This is a genomic window from Kitasatospora sp. NPDC059673 (genome assembly GCF_042734215.1).
GTDB lineage: Bacteria > Actinomycetota > Actinomycetes > Streptomycetales > Streptomycetaceae > Kitasatospora.
This window is the reverse complement of record NZ_JBHWEN010000025.1, coordinates 58,922-77,897: the sequence shown is the minus strand read 5'-3', so window position 1 is coordinate 77,897 and position 18,976 is coordinate 58,922. Positions and strand designations below refer to the sequence as shown.

At 72.5% G+C, this 18,976-nt stretch carries 20 protein-coding genes; 8 read left to right on the top strand and 12 right to left on the bottom strand.

The window, feature by feature from the left end; all coding sequences use genetic code 11:
• Window positions 1–361 precede the first annotated feature (361 nt).
• Together ACFV18_RS25990 and ACFV18_RS25985 are read left to right on the top strand one after the other, a co-directional pair.
• The gene (locus ACFV18_RS25990; RefSeq protein WP_380487102.1) at window positions 362–1,507 is read left to right on the top strand and encodes an adenosine deaminase; all 1,146 of its coding nucleotides are present in this window, start codon (window positions 362–364) and stop codon (window positions 1,505–1,507) included.
• 198 nt (window positions 1,508–1,705) lie between these two features.
• The gene (locus ACFV18_RS25985; protein ID WP_380487100.1) at window positions 1,706–2,188 is read left to right on the top strand and encodes a hypothetical protein; all 483 of its coding nucleotides are present in this window, start codon (window positions 1,706–1,708) and stop codon (window positions 2,186–2,188) included.
• A 100-nt stretch (window positions 2,189–2,288) separates the two neighbouring features.
• On the opposite strand, the gene ACFV18_RS25980 is transcribed toward ACFV18_RS25985, so the two are convergent.
• Window positions 2,289–2,471, bottom strand: a complete 183-nt coding sequence (locus tag ACFV18_RS25980) for a PspC domain-containing protein (protein ID WP_380487098.1) — start codon at window positions 2,469–2,471, stop codon at window positions 2,289–2,291.
• 317 nt (window positions 2,472–2,788) lie between these two features.
• On the opposite strand from ACFV18_RS25980, the gene ACFV18_RS25975 reads away from it, so the two are divergent.
• The 3 genes from ACFV18_RS25975 to ACFV18_RS25965 all read left to right on the top strand — a co-directional run bounded on the left by ACFV18_RS25975 (window position 2,789) and on the right by ACFV18_RS25965 (window position 5,322).
• Entirely contained in the window at window positions 2,789–3,577 is a 789-nt protein-coding gene (locus tag ACFV18_RS25975) for a hypothetical protein (RefSeq protein ID WP_380487096.1), read from the top strand.
• A 143-nt stretch (window positions 3,578–3,720) separates the two neighbouring features.
• Window positions 3,721–4,503 carry a hypothetical protein gene (locus tag ACFV18_RS25970; RefSeq protein WP_380487094.1) on the top strand — a complete coding sequence of 261 codons (783 nt, stop codon included), beginning with the start codon at window positions 3,721–3,723 and terminating at the stop codon, window positions 4,501–4,503.
• A 75-nt stretch (window positions 4,504–4,578) separates the two neighbouring features.
• The gene (locus tag ACFV18_RS25965) at window positions 4,579–5,322 is read left to right on the top strand and encodes a hypothetical protein (RefSeq protein WP_380487092.1); all 744 of its coding nucleotides are present in this window, start codon (window positions 4,579–4,581) and stop codon (window positions 5,320–5,322) included.
• Window positions 5,323–5,325: 3 nt separating this feature from the next.
• Here the strand turns inward: ACFV18_RS25965 and ACFV18_RS25960 are convergent, their stop codons facing one another.
• The 4 genes from ACFV18_RS25960 to ACFV18_RS25945 are packed head-to-tail and all read right to left on the bottom strand — an operon-like array spanning window position 5,326 to window position 8,491.
• On the bottom strand, window positions 5,326–5,895 hold the full coding sequence (locus tag ACFV18_RS25960; protein ID WP_380487090.1) for a VanZ family protein: 570 nt from the start codon (window positions 5,893–5,895) through the stop codon (window positions 5,326–5,328).
• Window positions 5,896–5,944: 49 nt separating this feature from the next.
• Entirely contained in the window at window positions 5,945–6,265 is a 321-nt protein-coding gene (locus tag ACFV18_RS25955; RefSeq protein ID WP_380487088.1) for a hypothetical protein, read from the bottom strand.
• Entirely contained in the window at window positions 6,262–7,785 is a 1,524-nt protein-coding gene (locus ACFV18_RS25950; RefSeq protein WP_380487086.1) for an ATP-binding protein, read from the bottom strand. The genes ACFV18_RS25955 and ACFV18_RS25950 overlap by 4 nt, the downstream gene beginning before the upstream one ends.
• Before the next feature lie 28 nt (window positions 7,786–7,813).
• Entirely contained in the window at window positions 7,814–8,491 is a 678-nt protein-coding gene (locus ACFV18_RS25945; RefSeq protein WP_380487084.1) for a response regulator, read from the bottom strand.
• Between the two features lie 271 nt (window positions 8,492–8,762).
• Between ACFV18_RS25945 and ACFV18_RS25940 the strand changes: the two genes are divergently transcribed.
• Together ACFV18_RS25940 and ACFV18_RS25935 are read left to right on the top strand one after the other, a co-directional pair.
• A complete protein-coding gene (locus ACFV18_RS25940) occupies window positions 8,763–9,587 on the top strand; it encodes a SigE family RNA polymerase sigma factor (RefSeq protein ID WP_380487082.1) in 825 nt (274 codons plus the stop codon).
• 182 nt (window positions 9,588–9,769) lie between these two features.
• Window positions 9,770–10,243, top strand: coding sequence for a DUF6328 family protein (locus ACFV18_RS25935; protein ID WP_380487080.1), 474 nt, complete (start codon window positions 9,770–9,772; stop codon window positions 10,241–10,243).
• Between the two features lie 6 nt (window positions 10,244–10,249).
• Here ACFV18_RS25935 and pth read toward each other — a convergent pair whose 3' ends face one another.
• The 5 genes from pth to deoC form a co-directional block, all read right to left on the bottom strand.
• Window positions 10,250–10,825 (bottom strand): aminoacyl-tRNA hydrolase, encoded by a 576-nt coding sequence (pth, locus tag ACFV18_RS25930; RefSeq protein ID WP_380487078.1) that lies wholly within the window; start codon window positions 10,823–10,825, stop codon window positions 10,250–10,252.
• An 11-nt stretch (window positions 10,826–10,836) separates the two neighbouring features.
• Window positions 10,837–11,472, bottom strand: a complete 636-nt coding sequence (locus tag ACFV18_RS25925; protein ID WP_380487076.1) for an ATP-binding protein — start codon at window positions 11,470–11,472, stop codon at window positions 10,837–10,839.
• A 192-nt stretch (window positions 11,473–11,664) separates the two neighbouring features.
• Window positions 11,665–12,567: an aldehyde dehydrogenase family protein gene (locus ACFV18_RS25920; RefSeq protein ID WP_380487074.1), complete on the bottom strand. Its 903-nt coding sequence runs from the start codon at window positions 12,565–12,567 to the stop codon at window positions 11,665–11,667.
• Entirely contained in the window at window positions 12,560–14,059 is a 1,500-nt protein-coding gene (locus ACFV18_RS25915; protein WP_380487072.1) for an aldehyde dehydrogenase family protein, read from the bottom strand. Before ACFV18_RS25915 ends, ACFV18_RS25920 begins: the two co-directional genes overlap by 8 nt.
• A 5-nt stretch (window positions 14,060–14,064) precedes the next feature.
• On the bottom strand, window positions 14,065–15,051 hold the full coding sequence (gene deoC, locus ACFV18_RS25910) for a deoxyribose-phosphate aldolase (RefSeq protein WP_380487070.1): 987 nt from the start codon (window positions 15,049–15,051) through the stop codon (window positions 14,065–14,067).
• Window positions 15,052–15,279: 228 nt separating this feature from the next.
• Here deoC and ACFV18_RS25905 point away from each other — a divergent pair, with 228 nt between their 5' ends.
• Window positions 15,280–15,867 carry a TetR family transcriptional regulator gene (locus ACFV18_RS25905; protein ID WP_380487069.1) on the top strand — a complete coding sequence of 196 codons (588 nt, stop codon included), beginning with the start codon at window positions 15,280–15,282 and terminating at the stop codon, window positions 15,865–15,867.
• 7 nt (window positions 15,868–15,874) lie between these two features.
• On the opposite strand, the gene metG is transcribed toward ACFV18_RS25905, so the two are convergent.
• Together metG and ACFV18_RS25895 are read right to left on the bottom strand one after the other, a co-directional pair.
• Window positions 15,875–17,584, bottom strand: a complete 1,710-nt coding sequence (gene metG / locus ACFV18_RS25900) for a methionine--tRNA ligase (RefSeq protein WP_380487067.1) — start codon at window positions 17,582–17,584, stop codon at window positions 15,875–15,877.
• Window positions 17,585–17,769: 185 nt separating this feature from the next.
• Window positions 17,770–18,975: a hypothetical protein gene (locus ACFV18_RS25895; RefSeq protein ID WP_380487065.1), complete on the bottom strand. Its 1,206-nt coding sequence runs from the start codon at window positions 18,973–18,975 to the stop codon at window positions 17,770–17,772.
• Window position 18,976: the final 1 nt, after the last annotated feature.

The window sequence follows — 18,976 nt, the reverse complement described above, 5'->3', positions numbered from 1 at the left end:
GTGTGGGTTCCGCTTCGCGGTGTGGGTTCCGCTTCGCGGTGTGGGTTCCGCTTCGCGGTGTGGGTTCCGCTTCGCGGTGTGGGTTCCGCTTCGCGGTGTGGGTTCCGCTTCGCGGCGAGGGTTCCGCTTCGCGGCGAGGGGTGGTGGGAGATGGGGCCGGGCGTCGTCGGGCTCGGAATCGCCGGCCCTCGCACCCGCCGAGCCATCGGCCTCGCCTGGCACGCGACCCGCCCGCTCACGTCGGCGGTGGCGGGGTTCCGGGAGTTCGTGGTGTCGCGGCGGGGGTGGCGCGTGGCTGAGCGAGGGTTCCGTTTCGCGGGGCGCGTGGCTGATCTACGCGCGTAGGGGCTATGCTCCGGCAATGGAGAAGCAGATCACTCTCGCGGGCACCACGGTCCCGCGTGTTCCCACGGCGGAGCAGATCGTCCGGGCGCCGAAGGTGCTGTTGCACGACCACCTGGACGGTGGGTTGCGGCCGGGGACGATCGTCGAGCTGGCGGCCGATTGCGGCTATGAGGGGCTGCCGACCACGGACCCGGAGGCGCTCGGGGTGTGGTTCCGGGAGGCGGCGGACTCGGGGTCGCTGGAGCGGTACCTGGAGACGTTCGCGCACACGTGTGCGGTGATGCAGACCCGGGAGGCGCTGATCCGGGTGGCCGCCGACTGTGCGGAGGACCTGGCTGCGGACGGCGTGGTGTACGCCGAGGTGCGGTACGCGCCGGAGCAGCACCTGGAGGCGGGGCTGAGCCTGGACGAGGTGGTGGAGGCCGTCAACGAGGGCTTCCGGCTGGGTGAGGCGAACGCGCGGGCGCGCGGGCACCGGATCCGGGTCGGGACGCTGCTGACCGCGATGCGGCACGCGGCGCGTTCGCTGGAGATCGCCGAGCTGGCGAACCGTCACCGGGACCGAGGTGTGGTCGGGTTCGACATCGCGGGCGCGGAGGCCGGTCACCCGCCGACTCGGCACCAGGCCGCGTTCGACTACCTCAAGGGCGAGAACAACCACTTCACCATCCACGCCGGCGAGGCGTTCGGGCTGCCGTCGATCTGGGAGGCGGTGCAGTGCTGCGGCGCGGACCGGCTCGGTCACGGCGTGCGGATCGTGGACGACATCACGGTCGGCGAGGACGGCCGGGTGGAGCTCGGGCGGCTGGCCGCGTACGTGCGCGACCGGCGGGTGCCGCTGGAGATGTGCCCGACCTCGAACCTGCAGACCGCCGCGGCGGCCTCGTACGCCGAGCACCCGATCGGGCTGCTCGCGCGGCTGAAGTTCCGGGTCACCGTCAACACCGACAACCGGTTGATGAGCGGCACCAGCATGAGCCGCGAGTTCGAGCACCTGGTGGACGCGTTCGGCTACACGCTGGGCGACATGGAGTGGTTCACCGTCAACGCGATGAAGTCGGCGTTCCTGCCGTTCGACGAGCGGCTGGCGATGATCAACGACGTGATCAAGCCGGGGTACGCGGAGCTCAAGGCCGAGTGGCTGTTCGGTCCGCGCGACTGAGGGCCCGGGTGGCCCCCGAGCGGTCAACGTCCATGGAGATGGTCGGACTTATCACTCGGGGGAGTGGTCGGATTTTGAACCGTGCGCACCACTCTCACTACGGTGAGCCGGTCACTGCTGACTCGGTGTGACGGCCGCGCCCTGAAATCCCCGGGCGTGCGACCCCGCACCGGCCCGACCAGGACTGAGGACGCACACATGAAGCAGGCCACTCTGAAGGCCGCCGGCACCGCCGTGCTCGGCGTTGTCGCCGCCGCCGTTGCCGCGGGCACCGCCTCGGCCGCGCCGGTCGCCCCCGGCGGCCTCGGACTGCCGACCGGCGCGCTCACCAACCCGGGCGTGACCAGTGCCGCCACCGGGGCCGTGAGCAAGCTGCCCGGCGCCGACCAGCTCGGCACCGTGACCGGCGCGCTCAACCCGGCCGCCGGCGCCCCCGCCCAGGCCGCCGCCCCCGCCACCGAGCAGGCCGGGCCGGTGGCCGAGCAGGTCGGCCCGGCCGGCGTCGACCCGCAGGCCGCGGCGCCCGAGGGTGCGCACCGGATCGGCGGTCTGGACTCCGTCCCCGGCGGCCAGGGCCTGGCCAAGACCCCGGTCGGCAGCGTCATCGGCACGCTGACCAGCCTCTCGCCGACCGGTGGCGGCGCCCCCGGCCTGCCGGCCCTGCCCGGCGTGGGCGGCTGACGCACCGTCCGAGCCAGGGCCGAGGGGCCGCCCCGTGGGGCGGCCCCTTCGTCATGGGCGTTTCGTCGTGGGCGTTTCGTCAGGCGGTGGAAGTGGCGGGTCACGGCTCCTGGGGGAGCAGCAGCCACAGCGCCAGGTAGATCAGGAACTGCGGGCCCGGCAGCAGGCAGGATGCCAGGAAGATGGCCCGGACCGTCCACGGGGTGTACCCGAAGCGCCGGGCGATGCCGGCGCAGACGCCGCCGAGGACGCGCTGGTGACGGGGACGGGCGAGGGTGCTCATCTTCTCCTCCGAGGGAGTGCTCCCGGGTCGGGCGGTCCGACCTGGCTGACTCCATCGTCCCGCCGCGACCTGCGGTTTTCCGTCGGTCGCGATGCGGATTCGGACCCGGAGGAGCTCCCCGTCCGGAGGGATCCCGGCCTCGGGGTCGGTTCCGGGGCGGACCCCGAGATTGGCCGCCGGGTAGGCGGGTACCGGCCCGCCGGAAGCGGTGGCCTCCGGCCCGTCCGAACCGCCGGAAGCGGTGGTGTCCGGCCCCGGGCGGCTGGAAGACTCGCGGCACCGGGATCACCCGGGGAACAACGCGAGGGGCGAGAGCGATGCGGGCGAAACGGTGGCCGACCACGGCCGTACTGGTCGGGCTGGTCGTGCTGGGGCTGGCCGGGGTGGTCTCGGTGGCGGCCTGCGAACCGGATCGCGCCGGCGGGGACGGCGCGGCGTCCGTGGTGGGGGCGGGCGGCGGCCTGGAGGACCTCACGCCCGAGCAGATCCTGGCGAAGGCCCAGGAGTCGGGCGCGGGGCTGGCCTCGCTGCGCGGGACGGTCCGGCTGCAGCAGAAGTCCGGGACGCTGGAGTACGCGCTCTCCGTCACCCGGGACGGCGACTGCACCGGGACGGTGTCCGAGAACGGCGTCGAGGCGGAGGTGCGGCGGCACGGCGGCACGGTCTGGGTGAAACCTTCCGCCGCGATGCTCCGGTCCGCGCTGCCGGACGCCGGGCCCGGACTGGCGGACAAGTGGCTGGCGGGCGCCGGCGACCTCGGCAGGACCTACGCCGGGTACTGCGACCTGGTCTTCCGGCTGGCGACCGGCGACGGACCGTTGAAGGCCGCCGGGGAGTGGACCAAGACCGGCGTCCGGCAGGTGAGCGGCACCCGGGCGGTGTTCCTCGGATTCCGCTCCGACGAGGGCGGCCCGCACGGGTCGGCCGGCACGGTGGCGATCGCCGCCGAGGGACAGCCGTACCTGCTGTCGGCGAACACGACCGGCGACAGCGCCACCGCGATGCGGTTCGACGCCTTCGGCGAGCCGGTGGAGGCCACCCCGCCGTCCGCCGACGAGACCGTCGACGCGAGCGGCTACCGGATCGTCCTCGGCGAACACCACTGAGCGGGCCTGCGGCGCACGCGTTCTTCTTCCACCCGAACAACGGCAAGGGGCCGGCAAAGGGCTGGAACTGATTGGCCATCAGGTGCGCGGGGGTGTCACACTCGCGCGATTTGATGTTCTTCGGTTCACCAGGGGGAATTTCCATGCGCGCGAATCGCCTGCCGGCCACCGTCGCCCTGACCGTCCTCGCCATGGCGGGAGTCAGCTCCTGCGATTCGGGCGACGCGCCTGACCCCGCCGCGGGGAACGGGCTGGCCGGGCTCTCGGCGGCGGAGATCGTGGCCAAGGCGCAGGCCGCCGGGGACCGGGCGAGCTCCGTGCGGATGACTCTGCGAACGGCCCTGAAGGACGACCACAGCGCCATGACGATCACCGCCGCCCGCGACGGTGACTGTTCGCAGGAGATGACCGAGGGTGACCCGATCCTGGACGGCGCGCGCCGTTCGCGGGAGTGGGTCCACGTGCTGCGCAAGAACGGGCAGGTCTTCCTGAAGACGGACCGGTCCCAGGGCAACGGCCCGTCGGCGAACGGCTGGTGGACGACCAGCCGCACCCCGCAGTCGGACCTGCTCGACTCCTGCGGCATGGCCTTCAGTCTGATTCGACAGCTCGACACCATGACGGTCGGCGACACGCACGGCCAGTGGCTCCGCGAGGGCACCACCCGGATCGGCGGCGTCCCGGCGGTGGTCCTGCGGTACCGGGCGGGCGACGCCGTGGCCGAGCTCGCCGCGAAGCCCCGAAAGAGCACGGGGATGCGGATCGCGGTCGCCGCCGAGGGCGAGCCGTACCTGCTGCGGTTCGAGTCCGGCCCGGCAGCGGAGCGGACCATCGTGCGGCTCGGCGACTACAACGCGCCGGTGACGGTCACCGCGCCGCCCGCCGAGGAGGTCCGCGACTTCGACGGGGCGACACTGCCGAACTGAGCCGTGGCCGGCGCCGGATATGCTCGGCCGCGCATTCGGGCAGTCGATCGTGAACGAAATCGTGGGGAACGGGAATTGGCCATACACGGAAAGCGGACGGCGGTCGCGGCCGCGCTGACCGCCGTCCTGGGCGCGGGAATGTCGGCGTGCGGACCGGACCGGGACAGCGAGGCGGCAGCACCGGCCGGTCCGGTGTCGGCGCCGGCGTCGGCCTCCGCGTCGGCCTCCGCGTCGGACGTGACGGTACTGCTGCCGGAGTCCCGGACGGTGGGGGCCAAGGTCCGCTCGGTCCGGATCGCCTTCCGGCTGGACCTGAACGGCAAACTCCTCTCGGGCGAGGCGTTCGGGGACAAGGACGGCACCTGCGTCGGCTGGGCACAGACCGACGGTGACGGCCGGACGGACTTCGTCCGCAAGGCCGGCACGGTGTGGGTGACGCCGAAGGACGGCGCCACCCAACAGACCCTGAAGCTCCCGGCCGACAACCCGACGGCCAAGAAGATGACCGGCTACTGCGACACCGGCCTGGAGATCCTGGCCACCGGCGGCCTGAACACGATGGGCGCGGACGCCATCAACAGGCCGGCCGGTCAGAAGGACGTCGGCGGAGTGAAGGCCCAGGTCTTCAAGGACCTCACCGGCTCCGAACTCGTCATCGCCGCCGAGGGCCCGGCGTACCTGCTGTCGATGTCGGCCAGCACGCCGGCCCGGATCGAGATGCAGTTCAGCGACTTCGACCGCCCGGTCCAGGTCGTCGTCCCCCCGGCCGCTCAGGTCGTCGACGGCACCCAGTACCTCGGCGGCGGCGCCGGACACTGACGGTCAGCGGCGCGGTGCGGTCGCGCTGAGCCATGGGGCCGGGAGGGGGTGCTGACGTGCCTTCTCCTGGCCCCGCGTCGCGGCGGGGCGCGGCCCGGGCCGGGGCCCGGTGGGGCGGCGGAGGGCGCGGGCGCGGATCGGGGGTATCAGGAGCAGGTGGGCGGTGGCCGCGCCGAGGGTGCCGAGCAGGATGTTGTCGACGTTGAGGACGTGGCCGGGGGCCCAGCTCGCCAGGATCTCCAGGGCGGTGGCGAGCAGGGCGACGGCGCCGGTGCTGCGGAGGAAGGAGAGCAGCCAGCCGCGCTGCGGGGTGCCGACCGCGAGCGGGAGGAGGACGCCGACGGGGGCCAGCGGGAGGAGACCGGTGGCGAGGGCGGCGAGGACGGTGTGGGTGGCGAGCGCCTGGTGCACGGTGGCGAACGGGGTGAGGTTGGACGGGCCGGTCCAGGCGGCGGTGATCGGGCGGAGCGCCAGCCAGCCGAGTGCCAGCAGATGGAGGGTCAGTAGCAGCCGGGCTGCCGTCCGCTGCCGGTACGGCGCCGTCCTGTGGTCGGTTCGCGCAGTGGTGTGCACATCCCGGGGGACGCGCGCCGTACCGGAGGCGGTTCCGCCGGACGGGTGATCAGGGGCAGTGGCTCGCTGACGGCGCGCCGAACACCCCGGGCGCCGACACCGCCGCCGAGGGCGTGGCCGACGGCGACTGCCCGGCCTTCGCGGAGGGCTTCCCGGACGCGGCGGGAGCGGTCGGAGCGCCCAACGGGGGCGTCGCGCTCGGGCTGGCCGCCGGGGCGACCGGCATCAGTACGGGCGTGGGGCAGGCGGTGCGGCTGGCGGGTGCGCCGGCGTCGACGGGCACCGCGGTGGGGCGGATGCCGCAGCCGGTGAGCAGGGCCGTCGAGCCGGCCAGCAGGGCGACGGCGCGGATGCGGCGGCGGGTGGTCATCGGGCCTCTTCCGGGCCGGGGGCGGGCGGTTGGGTGAGCGGCAGGGTGAGGGTGAACACGGCACCGCCCTCCGGGTGGTTGGCGGCGGTGATGGTGCCGCCGTGGATGCGGGCGTTGGCCTCGGCGATGGACAGGCCCAGGCCGCTGCCCTCGGACCGGGCCCGGCCCTTGTCGGCCTTGTAGAAGCGGTCGAAGACGTGCGGCAGCACGTCCTCCGGAATGCCGGGGCCGCCGTCGGAGACCGACACCACCACGGTGTGGGCCTCGTCGTCCTGGCGGACCCGCACCTTCACCGGGGAGCCGCCGTGCTTGAGCGCGTTGCCGATCAGGTTGGCGAACACCACGTCCAGCCGGCGCGGATCCACGACGGCCAGGATGCCGCGCGGGGCGTCCAGCTCGACCGCGTCGTACCAGGCCCGGCCGTCGATGCAGGACATGATCAGGTCGGCCATGTCGACCTCGTCGGCCACCAGCTTGGCGGTGCCCGCGTCGAACCGGGTCACCTCCATCAGGTTCTCCACCAGGTCGGACAGCCGGCGGGTCTCCGAGACCACGATCCGCACCGCGGGCTCGATCATCGGGTCGAGCGAGTCGGCCTCGTCCTCCAGGATGTCGGTGACGGCGGTCATCGCGGTCAGCGGGGTGCGCAGCTCGTGCGACATGTCGGCGACGAACCGCCGGGACTGCGCCTCGCGTGCGCTCAGCTCCGCGACCTGCTCCGACAGCGACTCCGCGGTGCGGTTGAACGTCCGTGCCAGATCGGCGAGTTCGTCATTGCCCTCGACGTCGAGCCGGGTGTCGAGCTTGCCCTCGCCGAGCTGCCGGGCGGCGTCGCCGAGGCGGCGCACCGGCCGCAGCACCGTCGCCGAGGCACCCTGCGCGAGCAGCGCGGAGCCGACCAGCGCCAGCAGGGTGGCGAACGCCAGCGACCAGCCGAGGGTGTTCAGGTCGGCGCGCTCGTTCTGCAGCGACTTGAACATGTAGGCGGTCGGCCCGTTCGGCGCCACCTTCGTCCCGCCGACCACGTACGGCCCGGCCAGGTTCACCCGCTGCCAGTACAGGTGGTACTCGTACGGGTTGCCCGGGCCGGTCTCGCGCGGCTTGTTGACCGCCGTGACCAGCGCCGACGGCACCTGCTTGACGGTGAAGGCGATCGGGTCGGAGGACGCGGTGCAGTCCGGCTGCGAGTTGTCGACCACCACCACGTCGTACGCCAGGCCGGAACTCGCCACCTGCACGGCCAGCGACGCCAGGTCCTGGCAGGTCGGATGCAGCGGCAGCTGCGAGACATTGCGGGTCAGCGAGCCGCGGAAGTCGTTCAGCGAGGCGTTCTGGGCACGCCTGAGCACCGCGTCGCGGTTCAACCAATAGGCGATCCCGGACGCGGACACCGCGGTGACCAGCGCGACCGCGGCGAACACCGCGATCAGCCGGACCCGCAGCGAGCTGAGCCGCAGCGAACCGAACCACCGCCAGGACAGCGGACGGGCACGGCGCGGCGCGGACTGGTCGTCGGTCAAGAAGAGCTCACCAGGCAGAAGGGAGAGGTCACGCGGGCGGGTCCAGACGGTAGCCGACCCCGCGGACGGTACGGATCAGCGTCGGCGCGGACGGCACGTCCTCGACCTTCGCCCGCAGCCGCTGCACGCACGCGTCCACCAGCCGGGAGTCGCCCAGGTAGTCGTGCTCCCACACCAGCCGCAGCAGCTGCTGCCGGGACAGCGCCTGCCCCGGGCGGCGGCTCAGCTCCAGCAGCAGCCGCAGCTCGGTCGGGGTCAGCTGGAGGTCCTGGCCGTCCTTGGTGACGGTCATCGCCGAGCGGTCGATCACCAGGCCGCCGTACGCCGCGGAGTCGGAGCTCTCCCGCTCGCCGCGCCGCAGCACCGCGCGGATCCGGGCGTCCAGCACCCGCGGCTGCACCGGCTTCACCACGTAGTCGTCGGCACCGGACTCCAGCCCGACCACCACGTCGATGTCGTCGGAACGCGCCGTCAACAGGATGATCGGCAGCTGGTCGGTGCGCCGGATCCGCCGGCACACCTCGAAACCGTCGATGCCCGGCAGCATCACGTCGAGCACGATCAGATCCGGACGCTGCTCCTTGAACAGGCGCAGACCGTCCTCGCCGGACGCGGCGGTCGCGACGCGGTGACCCTGGCGGGTGAGGGCGAGTTCGAGGCCGGTGCGAATGGCGTCGTCGTCCTCGATCAGAAGCAGGAAAGACACGGAGGTCATTGTGTCCCACCCTGACCCAGGAAGCACCCACCCGGGTGATCCTCGCGCACCCGGGAACCGGACCGGCCCGCTCCGGCGTCAGCCATCTCGGAGCCGCCGACTGCCCCGAACCGGGCGCCCTTGTGACAGCCCTGTGACAGTCGACAGACACCGCCATGACGAGCGACCGGCAGGATTTTCCTTGTCGCCGCAACAACGCACCAGGCCAAGCCCGGTGCGGCGACGAGCAAGGAACCGCTCGTACCGACCATGGGGGTGCCCGATGACCGCAACGCTGACGACCCGAAACGCCGGGCCGCGTGCAGCCGTGCTGGGCACCAACCGGCCGCGTCGCGAGGAGGAGAACACCGGCACCCTCTTCGTACGGGGATGCGCACACAGCACCGGAACCCGCCGCCCGGTCGTGGGGACCAGGAACGGGGACACCACCCACGCCCGGACCGGCGGCAACACCTTCGCCGGGCCGGCCGCGGGACGGATGCTGCGGCTCGCGCCGCAGACCTTCCAGGCCGACCAGGGAGACGCGCAGGGGGAGCACCCGGCCGCCGCGAAGGACGAGGCACGCAACATCGCCGAGTTCACCGCGTACGTGCGCGAGCGCCGCGCCTCCCTGTACGCCACCGCCTACCACCTCACCGGCGACCGCTACGAGGCCGAGGACCTGCTGCAGTCCGCGCTGTTCTCGACCTACCGCGCCTGGGGCCGGATCACCGACAAGGCCGCGGTCGGCGGCTACCTCCGCCGCACCATGACCAACCTGCACATCTCCGCCTGGCGCCGCCGCAAGGTCAACGAGTACCCGACCGAGGAACTCCCCGAGCACGCCGGCGACACCGACGCCATGGGCGGCACCGAACTGCGCACCGTGCTCTGGCAGGCGCTCGCCAAGCTGCCCGAGAACCAGCGCACCATGCTCGTGCTGCGCTACTACGAGGGCCGCACCGACCCGGAGATCGCCGACATCCTCGGCATCAGCGTCGGCACCGTGAAGAGCTCCATCTGGCGCGCGCTGCGCCGGATGCGCGAGGACGAGCAGCTCAACCGCTCCGGCGACACCGTGCACGCCTTCGGCGAGCTGGTCGCCTGACCGCAGAACTCCCGTGGGGGACGGGTGGTGGGGGAAGGTACCGGACGACGGCGAACCGCTCGGGGGAGCGGGCCGCCGGGGGCCGTCCGGTACCGCGGACGAAGGCGGGCCCCGGTGCGGGGGAGAACGCACCGGGGCCCGCCTGAGTCGTTTCCCCGCACGGCTGCCGCGACAATGAGCGGATGGACGATCCTCTCGCGGAGACCCCGCAGGCCCGCGCCGACCGGCGGCTGGTCGAGATGCTCCAGGAACTGCGGGTGCTGCAGACCGGCGTGCAGATCGTCTTCGCCTTCCTGCTCGGCGTCGCCTTCACCCCGCGGTTCGCCGAACTCGACGACGTCCGGCAGGACTTGTACGTCGTGGTGCTGCTGCTCTCGGTGGTCGCCGCCGCCGTGCTCGCCACGCCCGTCGCCCTGCACCGCGGCCTGGCCCACCATCCCGACCGGCGGCGGATCGTCAAGGTCTCCGCCCGGATCGCCCAACTCGGCCTGGTCCTGCTGGCGATGGCGCTCAGCGGCGCCGTCCTGCTGGTCCTCGCCGTGGTGCTCGGCTTCCCCGCCGCCGTCCCGATCACCGCGGTGATCGCGCTGATCTTCGCCGGCCTCTGGTTCCTGCTGCCCTGGCTGGTGCGCCGCGGCGTGCCCGCCGAGGACTGACGCCCGTCAGCGCGCGTCGGTGGTGTGCAGCACGTCCTGGGCGCGGTTCAGGCCGCGCAGGACGAACGCCGCGACGGCGTCCGCGCAGCGGTCCAGCAGCTCCGGCATGCGTTCCCGCTCGGCGTCGGAGAACCGCTGCACCACCCACTCGTCGACCCGGGTGCCCTTCGGCGGCCGGCCCACGCCCACCCGCAGCCGCGCGTAGTCGGCGGTGCCCAGCGCCCGGTGCACGGAGCGGGCGCCGTTGTGGCCGCCCGGGCCGCCGCCGCGCTTCAACCGGGCCGTGCCGAACGGGAAGTCCAGGTCGTCCTGGACCACCAGCAGCCGCTCCACCGGCACCTGGTGGCGGCGCAGCAGCGCCGCGACCGGACGCCCCGACAGGTTGATCGACCACTGCGGTTCGGCCACCAGCACGGTGCGGCCGTCGAGTTCGAACGAGGCGGTGCGGGTGGCCACCCCGCGCCAGCGGGCGCCGTGGCGCTCGGCCAGCCGGTCCGCCACCAGGAAACCCGCGTTGTGCCGCGTCCCCGCGTACCGGCGGGTCGGATTGCCCAGCCCCGCCACCAACCAGCGCTCGCCCATGGTGCGGTGCCTCAGACCAGTTCGGCGGGCAGCTGCCGCGCCACCGAGGCGATCCGGCGGCTCGCCTCGACGCCTGAGCAGGCGTAGGAGCCAAGTTCGACCTGGCGGGCGACGATGCCCCGCTCGGAGCGCATCAGCCGCCAGCCGCGGCGCAGCAGGTACGGGATCGACTTGCGGCCCTCCCGGACGTCCCGGCGGAAGCGCCGCCAGGCCGTGGTGGACGGCTTGTTGCGCAGGCACAGGGCGTCGCCGAGCAGGCCCTCGGCCTGGCAACGGCGCACCAGTTCGGCCGCGAAGATGCCCTCGGCGACGAACGCGGCGGCGCCGTTCAGTTCGAGTGTCCGGTGGCCGGAGCGGCCGTTCGCCGGGATCGAGTACGTCGGCACCTCGGCCACCCCCTCGAACGCCAGCGTCCGGATCGCGGCCAGCGCCTGCTCGCCGTGCCAGGCGTCCGGCGAGTCCCAGTCCGGCCCACCGCCGTCCGGCAGTTGCGGCAGCGTCGGGTCGTCGCCGTCCTTGTAGAAGTCGTCGAGCTGCAGCACCGGCAGCCCGCTGCGCTCGGCCAGCGAGGACTTCCCCGACCCCGAAGGGCCCGACAGCAGGATGACGCGGGATATCTGGCGGCGGTTCAGCGGGGAGTCACTCACGAGATACCAGTCTGGGGCATCCGACGGGCTGGTCGTAACCCGCCGTTCGGCCCCGATTCGAGTGCGAGGGCATGAGGACGGGCCCGCACCAGGGGGGGGAGAAGTGCGGGCCCGTCGCGGCCGCCCGGGCCCCCGGGGGGGTAGGGGCGCTGAGGGCGGCCGGTCTGTGTGGAGTTGGCCGGTCGGGCCGGGCTAGATGCCCATCGGGTGCCAGACCGTCTTGGTCTCCAGGAAGGAGAGCAGTCGCCCGGTGCCGGGATTGACCGTCCAGTCCACGGCGGACGGGTCGGCGGCCGGTCGGACCACTCGCTTCAATGTATCGGCCGCCGACGCCTCCAGAGCGGCCGCCGCGCCGGGGCCGTCCTGGTCGATCGCGCCGGCCAGGTCGAGGGCGTTGACGTCCTGGTGGGAGGCGAGAGTCGGGGCGATGTCCGCGGTACGGCCGGAGATCAGGTTGACCACGCCGCCCGGCACGTCGGAGGTGGCGAGCACCTCACCCAGCGACAGTGCGGGCAGCGGGGCCTGCTCGGCGGCCGCCACCACCACGGTGTTGCCGGTGGCGATCGCCGGGGCGATCACCGACACCAGGCCGAGCAGCGAGAAGCCGTGGCCGGCACGCGGCGCGAGCACGCCGACCACACCGGTCGGCTCCGGGGTGGACAGGTTGAAGAACGGCCCCGCCACCGGGTTGGCGCCGCCCGCGATCTGCGCGACCTTGTCGGTCCAGCCCGCGTACCAGACCCAGCGGTCGATCGCCGCGTCCACCAGCGCCGCCGCCTTCTTGGCGCCCAGCCCCTCGGCGGCGGCCACCTCGGCGGTGAACTGCTCGCGGCGGCCCTGCAGCATCTCGGCCACCCGGTACAGCACCTGGCCGCGGTTGTACGCGGTGGTGCCCGACCAGCCCTTGACGGCCGCGCGGGCGGCCAGCACGGCGTCCCGGGTGTCCTTGCGGGTGCCCAGCGGGGCGTTGGCCAGCCACTGGCCCTTGGCATCTGTCACTTCGTACACCCGGCCGCTCTCCGAGCGCGGGAACTTCCCGCCGACGTACAGCTTGTAGGTCTTGAAGATGTCAATGCGCGTTGCGGTCTCAGACATCGAGGGCCTCGACATTCAGGTAGGGCTCCAGACCGTGGCGGCCGCCCTCGCGGCCGTAACCGGACTCCTTGTACCCGCCGAACGGCGAGGTCGGGTCGAACTTGTTGAAGGTGTTCGCCCACACCACGCCCGCCCGGAGCCGGTTCGCCATCCACAGGATGCGCGAGCCCTTCTCCGTCCAGATGCCTGCGGACAGCCCGTACGGGGTGTTGTTGGCCTTCTCCACCGCCTCGGCGGGGGTGCGGAAGGTCAGCACCGACAGCACCGGCCCGAAGATCTCCTCGCGGGCGATCCGGTGGGCCTGCGAGACGCCGGTGAACAGGGTGGGGCGGAACCAGTAGCCCGCGCCCGGGAGTTCGCACTCCGGTGCCCAGCGCTCGGCGCCCTCCTGCTCGCCCGCGACGGCCAGCTCGGTGATCCGGGCCAGCTGCGCGGCCGAGTTGATCGCGCCGATGTCGGTGTTCTTGTCCAGCGGGTCGCCGACCCGCAGGGTGCCCATCCGGCGCTTCAGCGCGTCCAGCAGCTCGTCCTGGACCGACTCCTGCACCAGCAGGCGGCTGCCCGCGCAGCACACGTGGCCCTGGTTGAAGAAGATGCCGTTGACGATGCCCTCGACGGCCTGGTCCAGCGGCGCGTCGTCGAACACGATGTTCGCGGCCTTGCCGCCGAGCTCCAGCGAGAGCTTCTTGCGGGTGCCGGCGATCTGCTTGGCGATCGCCCGGCCGACCGGGGTCGAGCCGGTGAAGGCGACCTTGTCCACACCGGGGTGCGCGGTCAGCGCGGCGCCGGTGCGGCCGTCACCGGTGACGATGTTCACCACACCGTCCGGCAGGCCCGCCTGGCGGCAGATCTCGGCGAAGCGCAGAGCGGTCAGCGGGGTGGTCTCGGCGGGCTTCAGGACGACCGTGTTGCCGGTGGCCAGCGCCGGGGCGACCTTCCACGCCAGCATCAGCAGCGGGAAGTTCCACGGGATCACCTGCGCGGCGACACCCAGCGGACGCGGGTTCGGGCCGAAGCCGGCGAAGTCGAGCTTGTCGGCCCAGCCCGCGTAGTAGAAGAAGTGCGCGGCGACCAGCGGGAGGTCGACGTCGCGGGTCTCGCGGATCGGCTTGCCGTTGTCGATCGACTCCAGGACGGCCAGCTCACGGCTGCGCTCCTGGATGATCCGGGCGATCCGGAACAGGTACTTGGCGCGCTCGCTGCCCGGCAGCGAGGACCAGTCGGCGAACGCCTTCCGGGCCGCCGCCACCGCGCGGTCCACGTCCTCCTCGGTGCCCTGCGCGAACTCCGCCAGCACCTGCTCGGTCGCCGGGTTGACGGTCTTCAGCGCCTCCGAGCCGGAGGAGTCGACGAACCGGCCGCCGATGAAGTGGCCGTAGGACGTCGCGATCTCGCCCGCGGCGGCGGGGGATTCGGGCGCCGGGGCGTACTCGAACAGGCCGGCCTTGCGGGCGGGCTGCTGCTCGGTGTCGGTCTTCTTGTTCTTCGCCATCGTCCTCAGTCCACCGTCACGTAGTCGGGACCGGAGTACCGGCCGGTGCGCAGCTTCTGGCGCTGCATCAGCAGGTCGTTCAGCAGGCTGGACGCGCCGAACCGGAACCAGTGCGGGCTCAGCCAGTCGTCGCCCAGCGTCTCGTTCACCATCACCAGGTACTTCATCGCGTCCTTGGTGGTGCGGATGCCGCCGGCCGGCTTCACCCCGACCTGGGTGCCGGTGGCCGCGCGGAAGTCCCGCACCGCCTCCAGCATCAGCAGCGTCACCGGGGGAGTGGCGTTGACCGCGACCTTGCCGGTGGACGTCTTGATGAAGTCCGCACCCGCGATCATCGCCAGCCAGGACGCCCGGCGGACGTTGTCGTAGGTCTGCAGCTCGCCGGTCTCGAAGATCACCTTCAGGTGGGCGGAGCTGCCGTCCGGGCGCCTGCACGCCTCCTTGACGGCGCGGATCTCCTCGAAGACCTCCAGGTAGCGGCCGGAGAGGAACGCGCCCCGGTCGATCACCATGTCGATCTCGTCGGCGCCCGCGGCGACCGCCTCCGCGGTGTCCGCCAGCTTCACCGGCATCCCGGCCCGGCCGGACGGGAAGGCGGTGGCCACCGACGCCACCTGGACACCGCTGCCGCGCAGCGCGGACTTCGCGGTGGCGACCATGTCCGGATACACGCAGATCGCCGCGACCTGCGGGGTGCCGCGGTCGGTGGGGTCCGGGTTCAGGCCCTTCGCGCACAGCGAGCGGACCTTGCCGACCGTGTCCGCGCCCTCCAGCGTGGTCAGGTCGATCATCGAGATGGCGAGATCGATGGCGAAGGCCTTCGCGGTGGTCTTGATCGACCGGGTGCCGAGAGTCGCTGCGCGCGACTCCAGGCCCACCTGGTCGACCCCGGGCAGGCCGTGCAGGAAACGGCGCAAGGTGGCCTCGGACGCCGCGACGTCCGCGAGGCCGCCGCCCGTGGCGCCGGGGGCGTTGGCTGCAAGAGTGGACATAGTCACCAGAGCAGCATATCTACGCGCGTAGGGGGATGGTAGGCAGGGGAGCGGATTCAGGGGCTCGGGGAACTGCGAGGCCAGGCTGCGATTGGTCATGCCCGCGGAGGGTCAAAGACGGGGACCAGAAACGGCGGAACGCTCAGCGCCCTGTTGATCGCCAGCAGACATGGCCTCGCAGTTCCCCGAGCCCCTGAGTGTTCCCTCCCCGCCCTGCACAATGTTTGCGTGAGTGAGGCGAAGACAAGGGGACGGCGGCCCGGGGGTGAGGACACTCGGGGGGCGGTGCTGGTCGCGGCGCGGGCCGAATTCGCGGCGCGGGGGTACCAGAAGGCGAGTATGCGGGCGATCGCGAGGGCGGCGGGGGTGGATGCGGCGTTGCTGCACCACTATTTCGGGAGCAAGGACCGGCTGTTCATGGCCGCGCTGGAGTTCCCGTTCGAGCCGCGCGCCGTGGTCGAGGGCGTGTTCGGGGGCGACCCGGCGTCAGCCGGTGAGCGGGTGGCGGGGTTCGTGCTGGGGCTGTGGGAGCAGCCCGCGGTGCGGGACCGGTTGCTCGCGCTGGTGCGGACGGCGGCGGCCAGTGAGGAGGTGGCGGCGCTGATGCGGTCCTTCATGGTGACCGAGCTGGTCGACCGGGTGGCGGCCCAACTGGACGTCGAGCAGCCGGAGTTGCGGGTGGAGCTGGTGATGTCGCAGATCGTCGGGCTGGCGATGGCCCGGTACGTGATCGGGGTGGAGCCGCTGGCCTCGGCACCCCCGGAGGTGCTGGTCCCGTTGCTGGGCCGCACCGTCCAGGGGTACCTGACGGGCTGAGGGGAGGTCAGGCCGCGCCGCCGCCGAAGCGCTCGGTCCAGGTGGCCAGGTCCTCGTCGGTGATCTTGGCGAACAGCACCGGCGGCACGGTGAAGCCGGTGCCGGCCGGGACCAGGGAGAGCGACCGGGCCTCGTCGGCCGTGATCCAGGTGCGGGTGTCGCCGTCCAGCGCGAAGGACTCGCGGATGGTGCGGGCCGCGGCCGGGATGAACGGCTCGGAGACCACCGAGTACAGGTGGATCAGGTTGATCGCGGTGCGCAGGGTGCGGGCCGCGGCCTCCGGGTCGGTCTTGATCTGCGTCCAGGGCGCCGTCACGTCGAGGTAGGCGTTGCCGGCCGACCAGAGCGCGCGCAGTGCCTGCGCGGCCTTGCGGAAGTTGAGCGCGTCGAGCTGGGCCTCGTACTCGGCGAGCAGGTCGGCGATCTGCGCGCCGAGCGCCGTCTCGGTCTCGCTGTTCTCCGCGCCGGCCGGGACCTCGTCGCCGAAGCGCTTGCGGCTGAAGGACAGCACGCGGTTGACGAAGTTGCCGAGGGTGTCGGCGAGGTCCTTGTTGACGGTGGCGGCGAAGAGGTCCCAGGTGAAGCTGGAGTCGTCGGACTCGGGGGCGTTCGCCATCAGGTAGTAGCGCCAGTAGTCGGCGGGGAGCAGTTCGAGCGCCACGTCGGTGAAGATGCCGAGCTTCTGGCTGGTGGAGAACTTGCCGCCGTAGTAGGTGAGCCAGTTGAAGGCCTTGACGTAGTCGACCTTCTTCCACGGCTGGCGCGAGCCGAGGATGGTGGCGGGGAACATCACCGTGTGGAACGGGACGTTGTCCTTGGCCATGAACTCGGTGTAGCGGACGGTGCCGTCGGCCTCGTACCACCAGGAGCGCCAGTCGCCGCCGGTCGCGTCGGCCCACTCCTTGGTGGCGCCGATGTACTCGATCGGGGCGTCGAACCAGACGTAGAAGACCTTGCCCTCGGCGGCCAGCTCCGGCCACACGTCGGCCGGGACGGGGACGCCCCACTCCAGGTCACGGGTGATGGCGCGGTCCTGCAGGCCCTCGGTGAGCCACTTGCGGGCGATCGAGGAGGCGAGCACCGGCCAGTTGTCGCCGTGCTCGGCGATCCAGGCCTCGACCTCGTCGGTCAGCTTGGACTGGAGCAGGAACAGGTGCTTGGTCTCCCGGACCTCCAGCTCGGCGCTGCCGCTGATCGCCGAGCGCGGCTCCAGCAGGTCGGTCGGGTCGAGGACGCGGGTGCAGTTCTCGCACTGGTCGCCGCGGGCCTTGTCGTAGCCGCAGTGCGGGCAGGTGCCGACGATGTAGCGGTCGGGCAGGAAGCGGCCGTCGGCGATCGAGTAGACCTGGCGGATCGCCCGCTCCTCGATGAAGCCGTTGGCGTGCAGCTCGCGGGCGATCTCCTGGGTGATCTCCCGGTTCTGCGGCGAGGAGGAGCGGCCGAACCAGTCGAAGGACAGCTGGAAGCCGTCGTAGATGGCCTTCTGCTGGTCGTGCGCCCGGGCGCAGAACTCGGCGACCGGCAGCCCGGCCTCCTGGGCGGCCAGCTCGGCCGGGGTGCCGTGCTCGTCGGTGGCGCAGATGTACAGCACCTCGTGGCCGCGCTGGCGCAGGTAGCGGGAGTACACGTCCGCCGGGAGCATCGACCCGACCATGTTGCCCAGGTGCTTGATCCCGTTGATGTAGGGAAGCGCGCTGGTGATCAACTGCCGAGTCATCCTGAGGAACTCCGATGCTCTCCGGCGGGCACCCGGGGGTGCCCGCGAGCGGGTGTCGAGGGCCGGTTCCGCGGCGCGTTCTCAGCAGCCGCCCGGCCGCCGCAATCGTACCGAACCGACCCGCCGCCGCCGTACCGCTTATCGCCGGGCTGTCAAGCCCCGGGACGGTTCTGCCTGACGGTGGATCAGATCGCGTAGGGCCAGGCGGTGATCATGTAGGCGCCGTACCAGCAGCCGAACAGCGAGGCGCCGCCCAGCACGGCGACCTGGGTGGAGAGGCGGGCCCGGGCCAGGGCGCCGGCGGCGGGCAGCAGGAAGATCAGCGCGGGGATCAGCAGGCGCGGCTTGCAGTGGTAGTAGTTGCTCTGCGCCAGCGTCAGCACGACCACCGTCATCCCGTAGACCAGCAGCGGCGGCCATGTGGCGCGGCGGACGGTCAGGGCGGTGGCCAGCAGGTGGGCGATCACCAGGACGGCGATGGAGACCGGGACCCAGCCCTCGCCGGTCTGCAGGGTGTGGACCAGGAACTCCCAGAGCGAGGCGCCCCAGTCCCACTGGGTGTTCCAGCCGGCCCGCTGCACGGTGAACCAGGCGTCGGCGTCGCCCAGCCGGTCGGCGACCCACCACAGGTACAGCGGGGTGCTGGTGCAGGCCAGCGCGGTGGCGGCCAGCGGGCGGGCGAGCACGCGGCGCTCGCGGTACATCTCCAGCAGGGCGGCGACGCCGAGCGCGGCGATCACGGCGAGGCCGGCCGGGCGGGTCAGCCCGGCGAGGAAGGCGCACAGTCCGGCGGTGAGCCAGGCCCGCCGGTGCGCGGCGAGCAGGGTGGCGGCGGCGGTGGCCAGCAGCAGCGACTCGCTGTACGACATGAAGAACACCAGGGACATCGGCTGCGCCGCCGCCAGCAGCACCAGGACGACGGTGGCGGTGCGCCGGGTGTACAGCCGGCTCACCAGCTGGTGGATCAGCACCAGGGCGGAGAGCAGCGCCAGCTGGGCGGCGACGATGCCGGAGACGGCCCAGCTCAGGCCGGTCACCGCGTGCACGACGCGGACCAGCATCGGGAACAGCGGGAAGAACGCCAGGTTGTTCCCGGTCAGTTGGCCCTTGGGGGTGTAGGTGTAGGAGTCCGGGTAGCCGCCGGCGGCTATCTCCAGGAAGTGCCGCCCGTCCCAGGAGGTCAGCCGGTCGGTCAGCGTGGTGCCGGGCCGGGTGATCATCAGCGCCAGCAGCGTCAGGTGCAGGGCCAGCGCGCCGGCGTACACCGCGAGGGCCGGGCCCGCGGTGTGCCACAGCCGGGCCAGCGGGTCCGGGCGGGACGGGTCGGCCGCCGCGCGCGGGGCCGGTACGGCGGGTATCGGCGGGTGGTCGGTCAGCGGGGTGCTGGGCATC